The following is a 17,613-nucleotide window of genomic DNA, read 5'->3' as shown; positions in this document are numbered from 1 at the left end:
AATGTGTAGTCGTTCTGCTAATTCATCTACTGGTCCTGTAGCTTGCATACGAATCAACTGGTCTATACGCTCTATAGTTTCGACTTGTTTGATGATAGTGCTCATAATGTGTTTCCCTTTTTTTGATGGTTAGTACTTCTTTTACTTTTTCATGTTTTGCATTACTGCTTTGTTTACAATTTGTTTAGTTCGTTAAATTTTGCGGGGTAGCTATTTTGACGATGTGTTTCTTTTTTAAGACGGTCGGGCATCTTTGCAAGAAATATATGCTTCTTTTGACAATAACATATTTCTTGCTTTGTAAATAAGTTGCACAGCATCTTCACTGGATTTTCCTTTTAAGTATAGTTTATGTATCCAGATATACAACACTATTTCGTAAGGACTATGATGTACCAAGTTGTACATAAACTGGTCTAGTTTTATATGCAATGCTTGTATGGTATCTACAATAAATTTGCTTTTCTTGTTGTACCCAAAATGATTCATGCGATTGATTTTTGTTGGGTCAAAAGTATAGGGTGGGATGGGTTGGATGCAAGGAGAGATAGTCCAGATTCTTGGAATTTAAGGTGTAAATTCCAAGAATTTACATTCTTAAAGTAGTAAAAAAACAATAAAAAATTAGTTGAATATGATACAAATATTATAAATGATATATTTTAATTATGCTTATCTTTCCCGATGAAATATTATACTATGCTCAAGGGTTTTTTAAGATCTTATTTATTTGTTTTTATGTTGCCTTTTGTCTGTTTTGGACAGCAAAAAAATAATTCTTTGGACTCTTTAATCAATTTACAATATGAAGAATTAGCCAAAATACTTAATGATACTAAAACGGATACAAATATCTACAAAAATTATGCAGATGCATATTTAAAAAAAGCAAGAAAAGATACTTCAAAACAACAGCTATTATGGGCTTATGAGTACCAAAGATTACATGCATATTTAACTAATTCAGATACACAAATCAATTATTTGGATTCGATTATCGATTATAGTAAAAATTTGAAAATAAAAAATTACCCAGAAATGGGGTATTATATTAAGGCACTTATCCTTTACGACAAAAAGGATTTTAAAGGAAGCCTTGACAATTATTTAGAAGCCTATAACCTCGCAAAGAAAAAAAAATCACATCAGCTTATTTACGGCACAACGCATGGTATTGCAGTAATAAAAAGTAGAATTGGAAATTACAAGGAAGCACTGAATATTACTTTAAATTGTAAAAAATATCTTGAAACCGAAACAAAAAGTAAAAGAAATAGTGAAAATTATCTTATCACACTTTCCTTGTTGACTCATCTATATAGAAAAACCAACAAAATAGATTCTTCATCTATAATTAACCAATTGGGAATTAAAAAATCACTTAAAAAAAGCTTGAATGAATACTATTCATATTTTATTTTAAGTGAAGGGATAAACCTCTATAAAAGGAATAATTACAAGCAATCAATCGATAGTTTGCGAAAATCATTGATTCTTTTAAAAGAAATTAATGATAAACCAAATATTGCATTTGCGAATTTTTATATAGGCAAAAACTATTTAAAGGTCGGAAACAAGGAAAAATCAATTTCTTTTTTCGAACAAGTGGATACCATTTTTCAAAATACAAACTATCTAAACCCAGATTTGCGGGAAAATTATGAAATATTAATAGACCATTTTAAGAGTCAGAATAATAAAGACAAGCAACTTGTTTACATTAATCGTTTATTAAAACTAGATAGTATTCTATTTAACGATTATAAATATTTGGTCAATAATCTTAATAAAAGGTATAATTCTCCAGAACTTTTAGAATCCAAAGAAAAACTTGTACATTCAATAAATAAAAAAAACAAAACTCTTTCTGGTTCAGTTTTGATTATCGGAGCTATCTCCTTCATCATAACTTTATTTTTAATTTATAATTATCGAAAGAAGCGATATTACAGAAAAAGGTTTAATGAACTTATTAATACAAGTTCTAATGTTACTAAATCAAATCCATCTAAAACTTCTAATAAGAAAGAAAGAGATTTAGATATTCCGGAAAAAGTTAGTACTCAAATTTTATCTGGTTTGGAAAGATTTGAATCCAAAAAAGGATATTTACAACAAAATATCACCATTGGATCTCTTGCAAAAGATTTAAAAACTAATACAAAATACTTATCTAAAATAATTAATCTATATCATAAAAAATCATTTGTAAATTATATTAATGATGCACGAATCGATTTTATTGTTAATGAGTTAAAGGATAATGAAAAAATCAGAAAATTCACCATTAAAGCAATCAGCGAACACTCAGGATTCAAAAACGCACAATCCTTTTCTCAAGCTTTTTTGAAAAGAACTGGAATTTATCCATCTTATTTTATCAAAAACGTAAGTAATTAAAAATCAGACTATTAATAAATAAAACTACTTGAAATTCCGGGAATTTAAACATATATCACTAACTTAATCAGACATTGTTTTACAAAAACAAATACTTTTGCTTCTGAATACAAATTATTAATCAGATTTAGAAATGAAAAAAAGAACAAAATTAAATTTTAACAAATTCAAAATTGCCGTAATAAATAATTTGGCTAGTATCAAAGGAGGAGATGATCAAGATGTAAAAACAACACGTACATCTAAAGATTGTCCTACTACAAGCAAAGACCCAAATGAAGTTTGTCCTATCAGTGGAAATTAAATAATTTTCAAAATAATATGATATTGAAAAGGCTTCTACTTGGAATAGTATTATTAGGGTTATGGAGTTGTAAAACTATTTACACATTTCATAGTACTAATAGTTTTACAGTAATAATTAAAAAAAATAAAAAAGTTGTCAGGGAAGAAAGAAAATCTTGGCAACATAAGGATATTACTATTGATACTATTCCAGGTATAAGCCTTGACAAAGCGTATGCCGATTTATTGAATACCAGAAAAGGAGATACCATAATAGTTGCAGTATTGGACTCTGGTTTTGATAGTAATCATGAAGACCTTAAACCTCAAATATGGACCAATACCAAAGAAATCCCTAATAACAACATCGATGATGACAAAAACGGTTATGTAGATGACGTACATGGTTGGAATTTTTTGGGAGCACCCGATGGCACATCATTAATTTATGGTAACTATGAAGTTGTGCGCATATTGCAGCAAGGCAAAACACTTTTTGAAGGACGAATCTCTAAAGAAATAACCCCAGAACAACAAGCCGATTTTGAAATCTACCAAAAAGCCAAAATCGATTATAATAACAGAGTAAAAGAACTGGAAGACGATAAACAATACCTTAAAACATTTCTAGAGGCCAAAGAAGCACTAAAAAAATACTTCCCGAAAGAGGATTATACCCGTGAACAACTTGCCACAATTGATACCGTTGGCAATAAAAAATTACAAGAACAAATCGCACTCAGAGATCATGCCTTATACTGGGGTATGGACGATGATTGGATTAAGTATTTTACCAAAGACATAGAGGTCCTTGAAAAATACTCTCTTAACTTCGAGTATAATGGTAGAAAAAAAATTGTAGGAGATAATCCATATACCTTTGATAGAAAACCGTATGGCAATAACAATTTTGCGGGTGATCTTTCTTTTGAAACTCATGGTACCAACGTCGCGGGTGTTATTGCTGCTACTAGAAATAATGGCAAAGGCCTAGATGGAATTACCAATACGGTAAAAATAATGCCGATTAGAGTGATCCCAAGGGGAGATGAATACGATAAAGATGTGGCTATGGCTATACATTATGCAACCAATAATGGCGCCAAGGTCATTAACATGAGTTTTGGCAAACAGTTTTCACCAAATAAAGAATTCGTACATAAAGCTATACAATATGCCGCAAAACATGATGTGTTATTGGTTACTTCAGCCGGTAATTCTAGTTTAAACACGGACACTCATATTTTTTATCCCAACGATTTTAAAGAAAATCCAGATGAAGAATTGACAAAGAATTTTATAAGTGTTGGTGCTTCTTCAATACCCTTAAATCAAAGGATATTTACATATTTTACTAATTATGGCAAAAAAAATGTAGACCTTTTTGCTCCTGGAGAGCAAATTTATACCACCAAATCGAATAACGAATATGAATTTGCAGATGGAACCTCTATCGCTGCTCCCATAGTATCTGGTATAGCAGCATTAATACGATCATATTATCCAGATCTTACTGCACCACAAGTAAAGCAAATTTTAATGCAATCTGGAGTATCATACAATATCGAGATTGGCATTACCCAAGAAGATGGAACTAAAAAAATGGTACCATTCTCAGAACTCTCAAAATCAGGAAAAATCGTAAATGCCTACAATGCACTTTTAATGGCAGAACGGATATCAAAAAGTAAGAATTAGTCAGTTCTTTGAGCAAAATATTTACTCCTAATGAAAAAATAACCTTTTTACTTTTATTCTCACTAACTGTTTGGGGCAAGAGTCCACATTCACATTTCAAGAAGGAAAGTAAACAACTATAAAAGGTGATCAAATCCACAACTATTTCATACCATTAAACAAAGGTGAGTTACTGCGACTGCAACTGCGACAAAAAAAATGTAAGCCTTCAAGTGCTGTGCTTACTCCTAGAGGTAAAGAAAAAAATATATTAAAAACGGAAAAAGACTATAATAAAAATTGTACCTCTATCAGCCTTTAAATCTTTATTATCAATCCATACGTTTTTTATAAAAGACGTACAATACTATATGTATTTTAGACACTTACCTTCTTAAACTTGCACCATTTTAAATACTTTTGGGCCATCAAAACAACGATTATGAGGTTACGTTTTTATGGGATTGTGATTTTTCTTTTGGTTTCTGGGATGGGATTTGGGCAGAAGTTTGAAGTGCCAGATTCTTTAAACAACCTGTCCTACGATCAGCTTTACGATAAAATTTATTATCATTTAGAAAGAAAACAAAATGAAACTTCAAAAGTATATGTAAACACCTATTTTAATAGAGCCAAATTAAACAATGATTCTTCTAAAATTGCTAGAGCTTTCAGCTTAAAAAGTGCGTTATACAACTACACAGACAAAAGAAGAATAATCTTTCTTGACAGCGCACTTTTATATGTTAATGAAGGACAAAATAAAAAATATCCTGAAGCTATTTATACCTGGAAAGGCATTGCATATGAAAGAAAAGGAAATTTTGGAGATGCTTTGAGTAATTATCTACTGGGACTTAAGTATTCTAAAAAATCTAAAAACATCTTTTACATTTATGTTCTCAAGCATAATATCGGACTTATCAAAAGAAAGTTAGGTAAATACGATGAAGCGATATCCCATTTCAAAGAATGTATTGCTTATGAAGAAAGTATTCCATCAAAAGACAAGTGGGATACAATTTCTTACCTCTCTAGTGTATCAGAATTGATATCTTGTTACCGATTAAATAATCAATTAGATTCGGCTAAAATATTTAATAAAAAAGCGTTGCACCTGTCCAAAAACAAAGGGATAAATTACCTATTTGAACTCAACAAAGGAATATTTCTTTACAAAGAAGCTAAGTACAACGAAGCAAAACTAATTATTGAAAATACAATTCCTCATTTCTTTACATTGGAAAATCAAATGCACTTTGAGAAGTACAATTTAGTTAGTGCTTACCTTTACCTTGGTAAGACGTATAAAAAATTAGGAAATAAATTAAACGCAAATAAGTACTTTAAAAAAATTGACTCAATCTCAAACGCAACTAACTATATAATACCAGAAAATCGATCTGCATATGTTGAATTAGTAGATCATTACAAATCTGAAAATGATTTTTCTAATCAACTGTTTTACATAAATAAATTAGTTCATACAGATAGTATACTTAGCAATAATTACAAGCTAGTAGGAAATAAATTGCTAAGAGAATATGACACTCCCCAACTCCTAGCCGAAAAACGAAAACTTATTTCTTCACTAGAAAAAGAGAATACCAAAATCTCTACACAAAACATTATTATCGCGGTTCTTTTAGGAATAAGTCTATTTGGTATTGGATATTACTACTCTCGTCAGCGATTATATAAACAACGATTCTTAAAACTTTTAGAAGAAAAAAATAACAACCAAAAAAAAGATGATTCAAATCCAAACCCTACTGGTGGTACATCGATCAATAAAGAAACTGTAAACAAGTTGCTCGATAAACTACAACAATTTGAAGAGCAACAAGGGTTTTTAAAGCAAGGTCTCAATTCTAAAGATCTGGCCAAAAGTTTTGGATCTAATTCTAGTTATCTATCTAAAGTGGTAAATACGTTTAAAGAAAAAAGTTTTAGCAACTATATCAACGATTTGCGTATTGATTTTGTAGTTGATAGGCTGCAAGAAGATAGCCGTTTTAGAAAATACACCATAAAAGCTATCGCTCAAGACATTGGCTTTAATAACTCTGAAGCCTTTGCAAAAGCGTTCTATAAAAAGACCGGGATTTATCCTTCGTATTTTATTAAGGAATTGGAGAAACGATAGTCTATCTTAACTAAAAATCTTATTCGCAGCTTCATCTAAAACTACATTTTCAAAATCAGCAAAATACGACTCAGTAGTGTAATAATTGGTGTGACCTAACATATCACCTATTTGAGCTTTGAAAATCCCTTTGTGCAATCCAGCGGTTGCAAAAGTATGACGAGCTACATAGGAGGTTAATTTAGTTTCTAACCCCACATTTTTACCAATCGTACCTAGCCTTCTAATATGGTTTCTACGTCTGTTTTTATATACTTCGTATACCCGATCTTCAGATTCTGTTTTCATAACATCTTCCAAAATAGGAAATACCAAATCTTCTCTTGATTTATTCTTACAGTAATGGTCGAAAATTGGTTTTACTTTTTCAGGAATCAGAATATCGAACTCTTTTACATTATTCCCTCTTTTGGTTTTTCTGCGTTTGTATTGTAACCTACCATTATTAATAGCATCAACGGAAAGATAGGCCATGTCCATAAAGTTCATTCCTCGCATATAAAAGTTGACCAAAAAATAATTTTTATGATGCCATAAGGCAGAGTCTTTAGGATATTTAAGCACTTCAATATCTTTTATCACTTCTAGGGAAACGGCTTTCTTTTTCGTTCGCTGTTGTTTGATCGAGTATCCATTTTTACCAAAAGGGTAGTGCTCAAGTGTAAGTTCGGTTTGGGAATCTTTTATCGCCAAATTATAAATCCGTCGTATCGATCTAAGATGTACGCCCAATCCATTCAAACTATTTCCTTGTCCTAGATAATGTGACTCCAGATCTTCAAGAAAAAGTTCGTTGATTTCTGATAACAAAATATCGTTCCCTCCAGTATATTTTTTAATAAAAACCACAGCATTATGCAGTGCATCGGCTGTACCAAAACGTTTGGCATTATAATATCGATTGATAATCTTTTTACTGTATAATTCAAGGTAGGTTCCTCCCCTGTTCAATACCCTATCATTATTAATCGACTTTTCATTGTTTTTCTTTTTGAGGGCAGCTTCAATGAGATCTGCTATTTCATAAGCCGTTAAATCTTTTAGCGTGGTACTATATTCTGAAATAATACCAGAGGCAACAGTCATTTTAGAACTTATATCATGATTGGCTCTTTTTGAGTTCGGAAAAGGAGATTTGATCTGCTTCGCTTTTTCATTCCATTGCGAGCTTTCCAACTTATAGCCCAACTGAATATTCTTTGGTATTCGCTTATGATATATTCGTATTACCAGTGGAAATTTCTTGGCCGTTTTATTCCGTTTATCAAGCATTAAAGTAATCGATGCCATAGTACAATTTTTGTTTTGTCTAAAGTAGATCAACACATCTTAACATACAAGAAAATTTGCTTGCATTTTGCTTGCATTTTGTGGTTTTTGGCGATTTAAAACGGTTCAAAAAGAATTTCAAAATTTTACTATTATTTGATTATCAGTTATTTATCAATTTTATTGATTCATATAAAATCATATGTCTATTAACTGTTAATCAAAGGGTCCTTGGTTCGAGCCCAAGAGGGGGAGCTTAATAATTAGAGAGTTACGATCAAAAATCGTAGCTCTTTTTTTATATTTAGCACTTTTTGACATTTTTTGCTTGTATCTCTTGATTTTAGATGAATTGAAAAGAACTGCTAATGGTTTTTAAAGGAATTTGTTATTCATAGTACTACCTATTTCTTACCAGTAACCATTGTATAACGCGATAATAAGTGGTTTTACCAAGGCCAAATTCCTGTATATAGCAATAAACAAATATGGATACACCATATTTGTTTATAATCTTGCACCATTTCTTTATCCTCAATAAGCTCTAGGATATTTTCTTAGAAGAATTTTTTCATAAAATTACTCTTATAAGCTCTGCCCAAAGGAACTGTCTTTTGATTTGTTAAATAAATCTGATTACCCGATACTTTCTCAATTTTTGAAGTATTGATAATATAGGATTTGTGTACCCTCATAAATTTCTTTGAAGATAAAAGTTTTTCCCAGTAACGAAGTGTTTCAGAGGATAAGTGTTTTTTGTTTTGTAGATGAATTTCTGTATAATCAGCATCAGATACGATGTAGACAATATTATCAATAACGACACGTACATGATCGTAACCCACCTTAATATAAACTTCATTTATTTCCGTGATTTCAATACTCGGGATTGAATTTTTTTGTTTGGTGTCGATCTTAGAAATAGCTTTAATAAACCGCTGAAATGAAAATGGTTTCAACAAATAGTCCACTACTTCAAATTCATAACTCTCCAAAGCATAATCCGGGAAAGCTGTTGTGAGGATAACCTGAGGTGGATTGGATAACGTTTTCAAAAAGTCGATACCTGATATCTTTGGTAAGTGAATGTCTAAAAAAATGACATCAACTTTAGTCGATTTCATCATTTCCATAGCTTCCAGGGCATCAGTAAATGTTCCTGCTAGTACTAGGGAACCTATATCTTCTACGTATTTTTTTAAAATACGCTGTGCCGGTAGTTGGTCTTCTATGATAATACACTTCATTGTTCCCGGGATTTTTTTAAATCAATGGTTAACTCAACTTTGTATGTTTTTTTATTAGCCTTAATTTGTAATGTATGTGCCTTAGGATATATAATGTCAAGCCGCTTTTTTACATTTTCTAGGCCAATCCCGCTATCTAAATTATTTATATTGGCCTGAGTTTTGTAGGTATTAGAGCAATTGAAATAAAGCAGTCCGTTTTCTGTAACCTCAATATCTACGTCAATAATTATACCACTAGTCTGACTGGAGCCACCGTGTTTTAAAGCATTCTCAACGAAAACGATCAAAATAAGAGGAGCTACCCAAAAATTTGATTGGATAATATTTTTTGAGAACGTAACTGAGCCACGCCCTTCTATTTGCAAACGACCAAGATTAATGAAGTTTTCTAACTGTTCTACCTCTTTTGAGAGTGAAACGTATTTTGCCTTGCACTCGTAAAGCATATACCGCAGTACACCCGACAACTCCAGGATAAGCTCTGGTGTACGCGGGGATTTTTCAATGGCATATGAATATAGGTTGTTCATATTATTAAACAGGAAGTGAGGATTAATTTGCGACTTCAGGAATTGGAGTTCGCTTTCTTTTACAGAATCTTTCAATTCTTTGACCTCTTTTTGTTTGATAAGGGCGTCCCAACCAAATTTGAACCCAGCCAGAACCGATAAGGTGGGCAAAGTACCCATAAGGTTATATCCTACACCCAAGAACCGCTTGCCGCGAGTATCCGGGAAATAGATTTTTTCCAGTATAGCTTCTTCTATAAAAATAACGCATCCCGCCACCAATCCAACATACAATGCAAACTTTAAGTATGCTCCGGAATATAGAAATTTTGGCAGGAGTACATAATTCACTACAAGACCGGCAAGCACAAAATTCAAAAAGAACACATACTTATAGGTCTGTATTTCAGGATTACGACGGTCAAATGAATAGAAGGTAAATACTACGATATGCAATATCACCTGAAACCAAATCTCTTTATTTAAGAATATTCTTTTCACCATGTCAAAAGCCGTATAACAAATATAGTTTTTTGCTTCCCCAACTTTTAGATTTAAGAGGTAATCGTCTCAAAATCTCCTCCAAACAGCAAATTTATCAAGGTGAATGACAACAATGTCGTTTGTAGGTTTAGTATGGCTGTTCACCTAGGTGGATTTTTATAAATCTTTTTTACTTTCGTTCTTTGAATTCTGAAATTATAATAACACATACGATGAATATACGGTTTCTTTTACTCCTATTATTTTTTACCATTGGAGCCTGGGCTCAAGATGAAGAAATACTAGTTTCGGGATCGTTGATTGAGGCTGAAACTGGTCAACCTATACCCTATGCTACCGTCGTATTGAAAGATGTTAGTTCTAAAGCTACAATTATGGGGGCAATAACAAATGACCAAGGGAGATTTCAATTAAATTCATCAACAAAGGACTTTTACGTTGAAATTAGTTTTATGGGTTTTGAAACTATTCAGCTACGAGATTTTAAAGTAAAAGGGAATAAAGTTACCCTGGGTATAATCAAACTTTTTCAAGACAGCCAAATGTTAGACGAAGTAGTAGTTAGAGGAGAAGTTTCTAAAACCGAATTTAAACTGGATAAACGTGTTTTTAATGTTGGAAAAGACTTAAGTAGTACAGGAGCCAGCGCATTGGAGGTACTCAATAATGTACCATCTGTCAACGTTAATATTGAAGGAGATATAAGTCTGCGAGGAAGTGACGGAGTTCAAATCTTGATTAATGGAAAGCCTTCAGTATTAGCCGACGAATCAAGCAATGCCTTGGGAACCATCACAGCGGATATGATCGAAAGTATCGAGGTCATCACCAATCCTTCTGCCAAATATGAGGCTTCCGGTACTTCAGGTATTTTAAATATCATTCTAAAAAAAGAAGAAAAACGGGGATGGAACGGTTCTGTATCTATTAATACCGGTGTTCCTGACAACCATAGTATAGGAGGAAGCTTGAACCGCAGAACCGAAAAATTTAACTTGTTTACCCAGTTTGGTGCGGGATATCGTTCCCTGCCCAGAGATAATGAGGCGATCAACCGAAATCTAATTAATAACGAAGTAATTTTTAGCGAAGGCGAGAGCTTTAGAAATGAGACCTTTTTCAATATTACGTTGGGTACAGACTACCATTTAAATCAATACAATGTATTCACGCTTTCAGGAAATTTTGCTTATGAAATTGAAGACCAACCCTCTGAAACTAACTTTCGCTTTTTTGACACCAATAATACTCTGGTATCTAGATGGCTAAGAGATGAAACTACTGATGCTACTAATCCCAAGTGGCAGTACGAATTTAATTGGAAAAAACAGTTCAAGAATAATGAGGATCATACCTTTCAGCTAAGTGCATTAGGTAGTTTCTTCGGAAAAGATCAATCTTCACTTTTTACAGACACTACCCTAGAAGGTGAAAATGTAGATAATAACCAACAAACAGCTACCAATTTTCAACAAGCAGATTATACGTTCAAGGCAGATTATACCAATCCGCTAACCAAAGAATATACCCTTGAAACTGGGGTGCAGTATGTCATGAACGATGTGGGTAACGATTTTGAAGTACGAGATTTGATAGCGGGTGAGTTTGTGATCAATGAAAATCTGACTAATGACTTTGAATGGAATCAAAAGGTGTTGGGAATATATGCAACCGGAGCTTACGAAAATGACACCTGGGGAATCAAAGTAGGTGTACGAGTAGAAAATACTGATCTGCAAACACTACTGGCAAATACCAACGAAGGTAACTCGCAAAATTTTACCAATTTGTTTCCGAGTTTGCATACCTCGTATACATTTAGTGAGAAGTTTTCACTACAGGCAGGCTATTCCAAACGTATTTTCAGGCCTCGACTTTGGGATTTGAATCCTTTCTTCAACATTCGAAATAATTTTAATATCCGCGCAGGAAATCCGGAACTACAACCTGAGTTCACCAATTCATATGAGTTAACCAGTATTTATAAAATTGGAAAAGCCAGTATGAGTTCCAGCCTGTATCACCGTTACACAACTGATGTGGTAGAACGTGTATCGACATTTGTAGATAATGTAAACTTTTCCACCCCAGAAAATATCGGTACAAATTCTTCAATTGGTTTTGAAGCCAATGGAAAATATAGTCCTGCAAAATGGTTAACGTTTACCTGGGATTTCAATTTCAATTATTTTGATCGAAAGGGAACATTTGAAGATCAGGTTTTTGATTTTACAGGCAATCAATGGTCTACGAGACTAGGTTCAAAAATAGGCCTGCCCGCTGATATTGATTTAGAATTTAATGGAAATTACCGATCTGGTTTTGAAACTGTACAAGGCGAGCAAAGTGGTTTTGCTTTTCTCGATATAGGAATGCGTAAAAAAATACTAAAAGGAAAAATAGTTGCAAATCTGGGTATTCGAGATGTATTTGCTTCCAGAATTCAAGAACGTTTCGTGAATCAACCCACTTTTGAAATCTATGATTTTGGACTACGCGGACGCTTTTTGACTTTTAGTTTAAGCTATGCTTTCGGAAAAGGGGAAGCAATGACATACTCTGGTAGAAGACGCTAATTAGCAAAAAAAATGTATCCATCAATGTTCTGCTTCTAGTCACTCTTAAAAAGGTCCGACCAAGTCTGAGGTAGTCCATCCAGCATAAAATTCGCTAGATTATGCCAAGACTGAAAACTTAAATAATGAATATCAAATCTTTTATTATCTTCATTAAAATCAAATATAGCTTCTGGCAAATCTCAGAAAAGTATCCTCCTTGGTATATCAAAACGCTGTTAACCCACTATTAAAAAGTGCTATGAAGTTATACTATTTTTAATCAGACACTATTGAATAAGAATAAAGACTAAAATTAATTGTAACAAAGAGTTAAAAACCCCCCATTATTACTAACAGGGGATCTCTACATCGAATTGTGTACTCTGTCTTGGGATAAAAAATTTGTATCTAAATCACTCAATTCTATGTTAAGTGATCCATCTGGTTTCTGATTGTTAATGATCAGCAAAATAATTATTATGTCGCTAGATTAACTCTGAATGTGTTTGAAAAAGGTCAAAAAACGTAGAGGTGTAGTATTTTGACCATAAAGGGTTGTATAAATATACAATTTATTTTCATTCAACAAATTGCGATAACAGATTAAGCTTCTTAATATTCAAAATTCTATCTACTTGACTGTTCTCTTTTTTTAAATTTTCTAATTCCCCAGGCTACTTTATAGGTTCTATACAACAAATCATAGAGTACCATCTCATGTAATCTGTTTTTGGATCTAAACAATCTATTCATGAGCATATGAATATAACTACCCATCAACCTATCTAGTTCTGGTCCTACAGTCATGATGGATACAATACTTTTTATAGCAATCTTACTTTCTTTACTTTTCTCTTCCAGAACATCTAGGATAGGAGCATAATCGGGATTGTCTTCTCTTTTAAAAGCTAAAAATTCATTAATTTTTTCTTTCTCATCTCTAAATTTCTTGTCCAGCTGTTTTTTCAAGAATTTATTCATTCCAAATTCTTCACCAAAACCTGATTTGAGCCCTTCTAAAACTTTAAGTTTTCCATCCTCATCATATCCAAAATCATTTAATAAGGTATCGATCGCTCTAATTCCAAATAACCAACGTAATTCTTCTCCTTCATCACCTTCAACCATATCCAGAAAATCTATAATCATCTTGCTATCATAAAAAAACAAAGCTTCTGATTGTTCTATGGTTCTTTCACCATACCGCTCTATTTCTCTTTGGTAGGTATCTATCTGCACTTTCCAAATTAAATCTTCATCAATATATTCTTTGATAGGATTATACAAAGTATTAATAATATCTGCAATATGTGCAGGTTCGGTATAATGAAATCGAACACGAATATGAGGTTTTGGATCGCTATATCGAATAAAAAACCAGGCGTCGATGCTTTTGTTTTTTAATAGTGTGTTGGTAACTGGTTTAATAATATTGGTAAGCACTAAATCAGAAGTTTTGGGTCCAGTATATATTTTATAGTACAACCACTCGTCGCCAATTATAAAAGATCTCTGAATGTTACTCATTGTTATGTTCTGGTGTTTTTAAGCTTTTTTTCGTTGTAAAAAGAAAAAATAATCTGATTTGTATAGGCTTCCTTACCCTGATTTACTACACTCTTTTGGGTGTGTAAAAATTCCTTAATTTTGAATAAAGGTCTCTTTTTGACAGCCTCTAATAACATTTTGACAGAAGTTATATTCTTTGTATTCACCAAAAGTTCATTATCTCCATCAATAAGAAGGACAAACTGAGGTATTTTTTTTAAGGAAAAAAATTTCTCTGCTTCTTCTATTAATTTATCTTGATTTTTATAGTTGTCAAGTAATGATTTAATATCGTTATTCTTGATATTCCAGATAGCTGTAGAAAGTATCACCTCTTTGTATTCAACTCTAGGTAAAAAATCGTATTCGTCTGATATGGGTCCCCAATTAAATCCAATTCCCGAACGTTGATTTTGGGTTTGCATATTGGCCAAGAACTGGTAAATAGGCAATGCATTCCCAGAATAATTATGTGCATTGGTAAGATGAGGTAACACTTCTTTATTATATTTTTTTGATCTTAAACTTACCTTGCCATACACAGAAGTAGAAATCATGAGATCATCTAAGTTAAGCTGATTTTCTATATCCTGAATAGACTTTGCCAAATAAGGAATTTCATATTTCCTAAAAGCCGGCCGCATCAAAATATTACCTACTCTGGATTCTGGCAAATGCACTATTTCTGCCAGGATCTTATCCGGATTTTCCAGCTGTTCTACATCTATAATTTCTTGAGTATATTTGTACAGTTCATCATCACCATGACAAAAACGCCCCAATAAATTTGCTGCACTAGAACCGCCTGCACTAGACATTACTATCTTTTCTTCCCCATCAAGATTTACTATTTCTATCATTGAAGAAATTGTATCCGGTAGATCGTCCCAGTTTTCTTTAAAACCTTCAAAATCTTTATCGGTAAGTGTTATACAATCTTGTTTTTGTTCAATACTCGAAATTAATTTTTTTTGAAGGATAGCATCCACCGCAGACCAACGTATTTCTTTTGTTGCTCTACCATTATCTTTTTGCGGTAGAACGATATCATCAACAATGTTACTTACATCCCCTAAACCTTGATTTTGTAGAAATCCTACTCCCAATTCGACATCTAAGGCCTTAGATAGAGGTACTTCTCTTTCTTCATATCGTTCGTAAAAGGCAGATTTAAAAGAAGAAATCAATGTTTCTTTTGGCGGTATTGTAATTTTATTGAGTAATGTAAGTGCCCTTTGTACTTGATATACCCATTTCTTTTCAAGAGTATTCGCCTTGGGTGAAAGTGACATATCTGTTTGAAACATATATTTAAGCTCAAAACCTACTTCCAATTTTTTAAGAGACTCGCTTAAATTGATATAATGTTCAGCTTCGTTTCCTATGGATGCATCTAGTTTCTCTAGAGTGTCTTGTGCTTTTTCTAATTCTGAAATAAGTTCTTCTGTTCCCTCCAATCTTTTTAATACTGGTAATATTTGATCTAAAAACTCTGGGCCTGAAACTGAAGGTTCTAATTCGCTGATGAGTAATTGACTATCAACTAATTGATATATGAAATCCTGAGCTTCATCCATCGTAATTTCATCATCTACTAATACTTTGGCCAGATCATTAAGTAGTGCTCCTTGATGTGCTTTTTCTATAACCTTTTGTAAATACTCAGAATACTCTACTCCCACAATATGATGAATCCTTCTACTATTTACATAGGTGTATTCTACATATCGCAATTGATGTCCTGTTTTATAGATGCTAGTATTGGGATAAAAGAGCAGCTGATTCCTTATGGTTGCATTTTGTACAATGTCTTGGGACAATGCTACAAGATAATTCATATCTAATCTCGTATGCCTCTTATTTTTTGATTTATGCTGAAGTTCTATATGTGTCTCATCAGAAAATTTACCCACAGATGTCCCTGCAAAAAGGCCAAATGGCGTACATCGCGATGACATACGGCTAATATATTTCAACACAGAATACATCATTTTATCCGACTTTTCTTTGTCTTTTATCTCTCCTCGCAACCATTTTTCGAATTCTGCATACAAAGAAGGAGAAGCCAAGAAAATAGCTTCTTTAATGATTTTGTCAGAGCAAACTTTTTTTAACTCTTCTTCTTCTAAAACGATATTTTGGGTAAGCTTTTTATAAAATGAAAATGAAAATAACGGGGAACGCAAAACATACTTAGAAAAATTCTTATAAGCCATACTTGTTTTTTAGTGATTTGGATTAGCTAATCATTAAACATTCATCCCATTTTGTATCAAAATTAGCCAAAAATGAAATCATAGTAAGTCCAATCCCTGCGATTCCCTCTAATAGATTAGTTTCTTCTTTCCAATTTTCTAAATTTCCTTGCCATTGTACATATCCTGCATTACCCTCATGAGTATCCATTTTTAATACTTCATTTATCCAAAAATCTGCTGTATCCTTAAATATAGGTTCTTGGGTTTCTTTGTACATATAGTTAAATATACTGGCAATACCACAAGATCCATGACAAAACCCAGCATCTTTGACTCCTGCTTCTACAATATCCTTTCTTTGTGCAGCATATTTTATTATTTCTATTGCCTCTTCTTTATATTCAGAATTGGCCATGGCTTTTCCTGCTTTCCATAAAGAAACACCAACTCCTAAATCTCCGTAACACCAAGCTAATCTTGCTTTTGGTTTTTTGTCCATTCCTTCATATATCCAACTAGGAAACTTGGAAGTCGTGCTGCGATCTTCACTTTTATGGCTCAGAATATATGTCACCGTACTTTCCAAAAGATTTTGAACTTCTTGCTTAAAGTCATTGTGAATGTACACTCTGCTTAAAAAATTAATAATGCTTGAAATTCCGTGAGATAGGCTTAGATTAACTCCAACAAGTCCTTCTTCTTGATTTAATGTTGTTTTCCAATACGTTCCGGTTTCATCAGTTATTGAAGATTTTTTAAGAGCCACGATTAAATATGAAATATATTCTTTATATCTACTTTTTAAATCTGCAGATCGTGTGTTTTCATAACGTTTCAAAAAATAATATCCGTATCCTATCGCTCCATGTAAGAAATCATAGTACCCGTTATCAGCATTCTCCTTCATAGAGGCGAATAAATACTCGTCAAGGTCTGATAAAAGTTCGTCGTTGTTGATATCAATAAATTCTTCCTCATTTAGTAATTCTAATACCCAACCCGCACCAGCAATTCCCGTGCAAAAAGTAGGAAAAGCGTATCCATTATTAATTTCTTCAATAGTTTTAGATATGGTATTGACACCGATATCTGCAGGTTCTTCCTTTTCAGTTAATCTAGCATAGTAAAATTGAAATAAGGAAATGCCAGACATGCCAGATAATACACCATGATGATTTTCCTGTGTATCGACATTTTTTAGGATGTCATATATTTCTTTTACTTTTTTTTCCAGAAGAGTTGTATTAGTCATTGTGTAAAAAGTACTTT

Annotated in this window: 12 protein-coding genes; 5 read left to right on the top strand and 7 right to left on the bottom strand. The window is 32.6% G+C overall.

Translation table 11 applies throughout. The features are described 5' to 3' along the window. Positions 1–234: 234 nt before the first annotated feature. Positions 235–489, bottom strand: coding sequence for a hypothetical protein (locus tag ACFSJT_RS09025; RefSeq protein WP_378319929.1), 255 nt, complete (start codon positions 487–489; stop codon positions 235–237). A 195-nt stretch (positions 490–684) separates the two neighbouring features. Here ACFSJT_RS09025 and ACFSJT_RS09020 point away from each other — a divergent pair, with 195 nt between their 5' ends. From ACFSJT_RS09020 to ACFSJT_RS09005, 4 genes are all read left to right on the top strand, one after another. Then, the gene (locus ACFSJT_RS09020; RefSeq protein WP_378319928.1) at positions 685–2,400 is read left to right on the top strand and encodes a helix-turn-helix domain-containing protein; all 1,716 of its coding nucleotides are present in this window, start codon (positions 685–687) and stop codon (positions 2,398–2,400) included. A 133-nt stretch (positions 2,401–2,533) separates the two neighbouring features. After that, the gene (locus ACFSJT_RS09015; RefSeq protein WP_378319927.1) at positions 2,534–2,704 is read left to right on the top strand and encodes a hypothetical protein; all 171 of its coding nucleotides are present in this window, start codon (positions 2,534–2,536) and stop codon (positions 2,702–2,704) included. A 23-nt stretch (positions 2,705–2,727) separates the two neighbouring features. Then, complete coding sequence (locus ACFSJT_RS09010; protein WP_378319926.1) at positions 2,728–4,383, top strand: S8 family peptidase; 1,656 nt, start codon at positions 2,728–2,730, stop codon at positions 4,381–4,383. Between the two features lie 421 nt (positions 4,384–4,804). Then, complete coding sequence (locus ACFSJT_RS09005; protein WP_378319925.1) at positions 4,805–6,508, top strand: helix-turn-helix domain-containing protein; 1,704 nt, start codon at positions 4,805–4,807, stop codon at positions 6,506–6,508. 6 nt (positions 6,509–6,514) lie between these two features. Here the strand turns inward: ACFSJT_RS09005 and ACFSJT_RS09000 are convergent, their stop codons facing one another. The 3 genes from ACFSJT_RS09000 to ACFSJT_RS08990 all read right to left on the bottom strand — a co-directional run bounded on the left by ACFSJT_RS09000 (position 6,515) and on the right by ACFSJT_RS08990 (position 10,040). Beyond that, entirely contained in the window at positions 6,515–7,798 is a 1,284-nt protein-coding gene (locus ACFSJT_RS09000; RefSeq protein ID WP_378319924.1) for a phage integrase SAM-like domain-containing protein, read from the bottom strand. Between the two features lie 536 nt (positions 7,799–8,334). Beyond that, positions 8,335–9,024, bottom strand: coding sequence for a LytR/AlgR family response regulator transcription factor (locus ACFSJT_RS08995; RefSeq protein ID WP_378319923.1), 690 nt, complete (start codon positions 9,022–9,024; stop codon positions 8,335–8,337). Further along, positions 9,021–10,040, bottom strand: coding sequence for a sensor histidine kinase (locus tag ACFSJT_RS08990; protein ID WP_378319922.1), 1,020 nt, complete (start codon positions 10,038–10,040; stop codon positions 9,021–9,023). The genes ACFSJT_RS08995 and ACFSJT_RS08990 overlap by 4 nt, the downstream gene beginning before the upstream one ends. 212 nt (positions 10,041–10,252) lie before the next feature. On the opposite strand from ACFSJT_RS08990, the gene ACFSJT_RS08985 reads away from it, so the two are divergent. Then, complete coding sequence (locus ACFSJT_RS08985; RefSeq protein ID WP_378319921.1) at positions 10,253–12,616, top strand: TonB-dependent receptor; 2,364 nt, start codon at positions 10,253–10,255, stop codon at positions 12,614–12,616. A 609-nt stretch (positions 12,617–13,225) separates the two neighbouring features. Here ACFSJT_RS08985 and ACFSJT_RS08980 read toward each other — a convergent pair. From ACFSJT_RS08980 to ACFSJT_RS08970, 3 genes are read right to left on the bottom strand one after another with little or no spacing between them, the layout of a single operon-like run. Then, positions 13,226–14,125 carry a thiopeptide-type bacteriocin biosynthesis protein gene (locus ACFSJT_RS08980; RefSeq protein ID WP_378319920.1) on the bottom strand — a complete coding sequence of 300 codons (900 nt, stop codon included), beginning with the start codon at positions 14,123–14,125 and terminating at the stop codon, positions 13,226–13,228. Between the two features lie 2 nt (positions 14,126–14,127). Then, on the bottom strand, positions 14,128–16,362 hold the full coding sequence (locus ACFSJT_RS08975; protein ID WP_378319919.1) for a lantibiotic dehydratase family protein: 2,235 nt from the start codon (positions 16,360–16,362) through the stop codon (positions 14,128–14,130). Positions 16,363–16,384: 22 nt separating this feature from the next. Continuing rightward, complete coding sequence (locus tag ACFSJT_RS08970; RefSeq protein WP_378319918.1) at positions 16,385–17,596, bottom strand: lanthionine synthetase C family protein; 1,212 nt, start codon at positions 17,594–17,596, stop codon at positions 16,385–16,387. Between the last annotated feature and the right edge of the window lie 17 nt (positions 17,597–17,613).

This window comes from Aquimarina celericrescens, assembly GCF_042682765.1.
Lineage (GTDB): Bacteria > Bacteroidota > Bacteroidia > Flavobacteriales > Flavobacteriaceae > Aquimarina > Aquimarina celericrescens.
The sequence above is the reverse complement of the archived record's forward strand: the minus strand, read 5'-3'. Positions and strand labels throughout refer to the sequence as shown.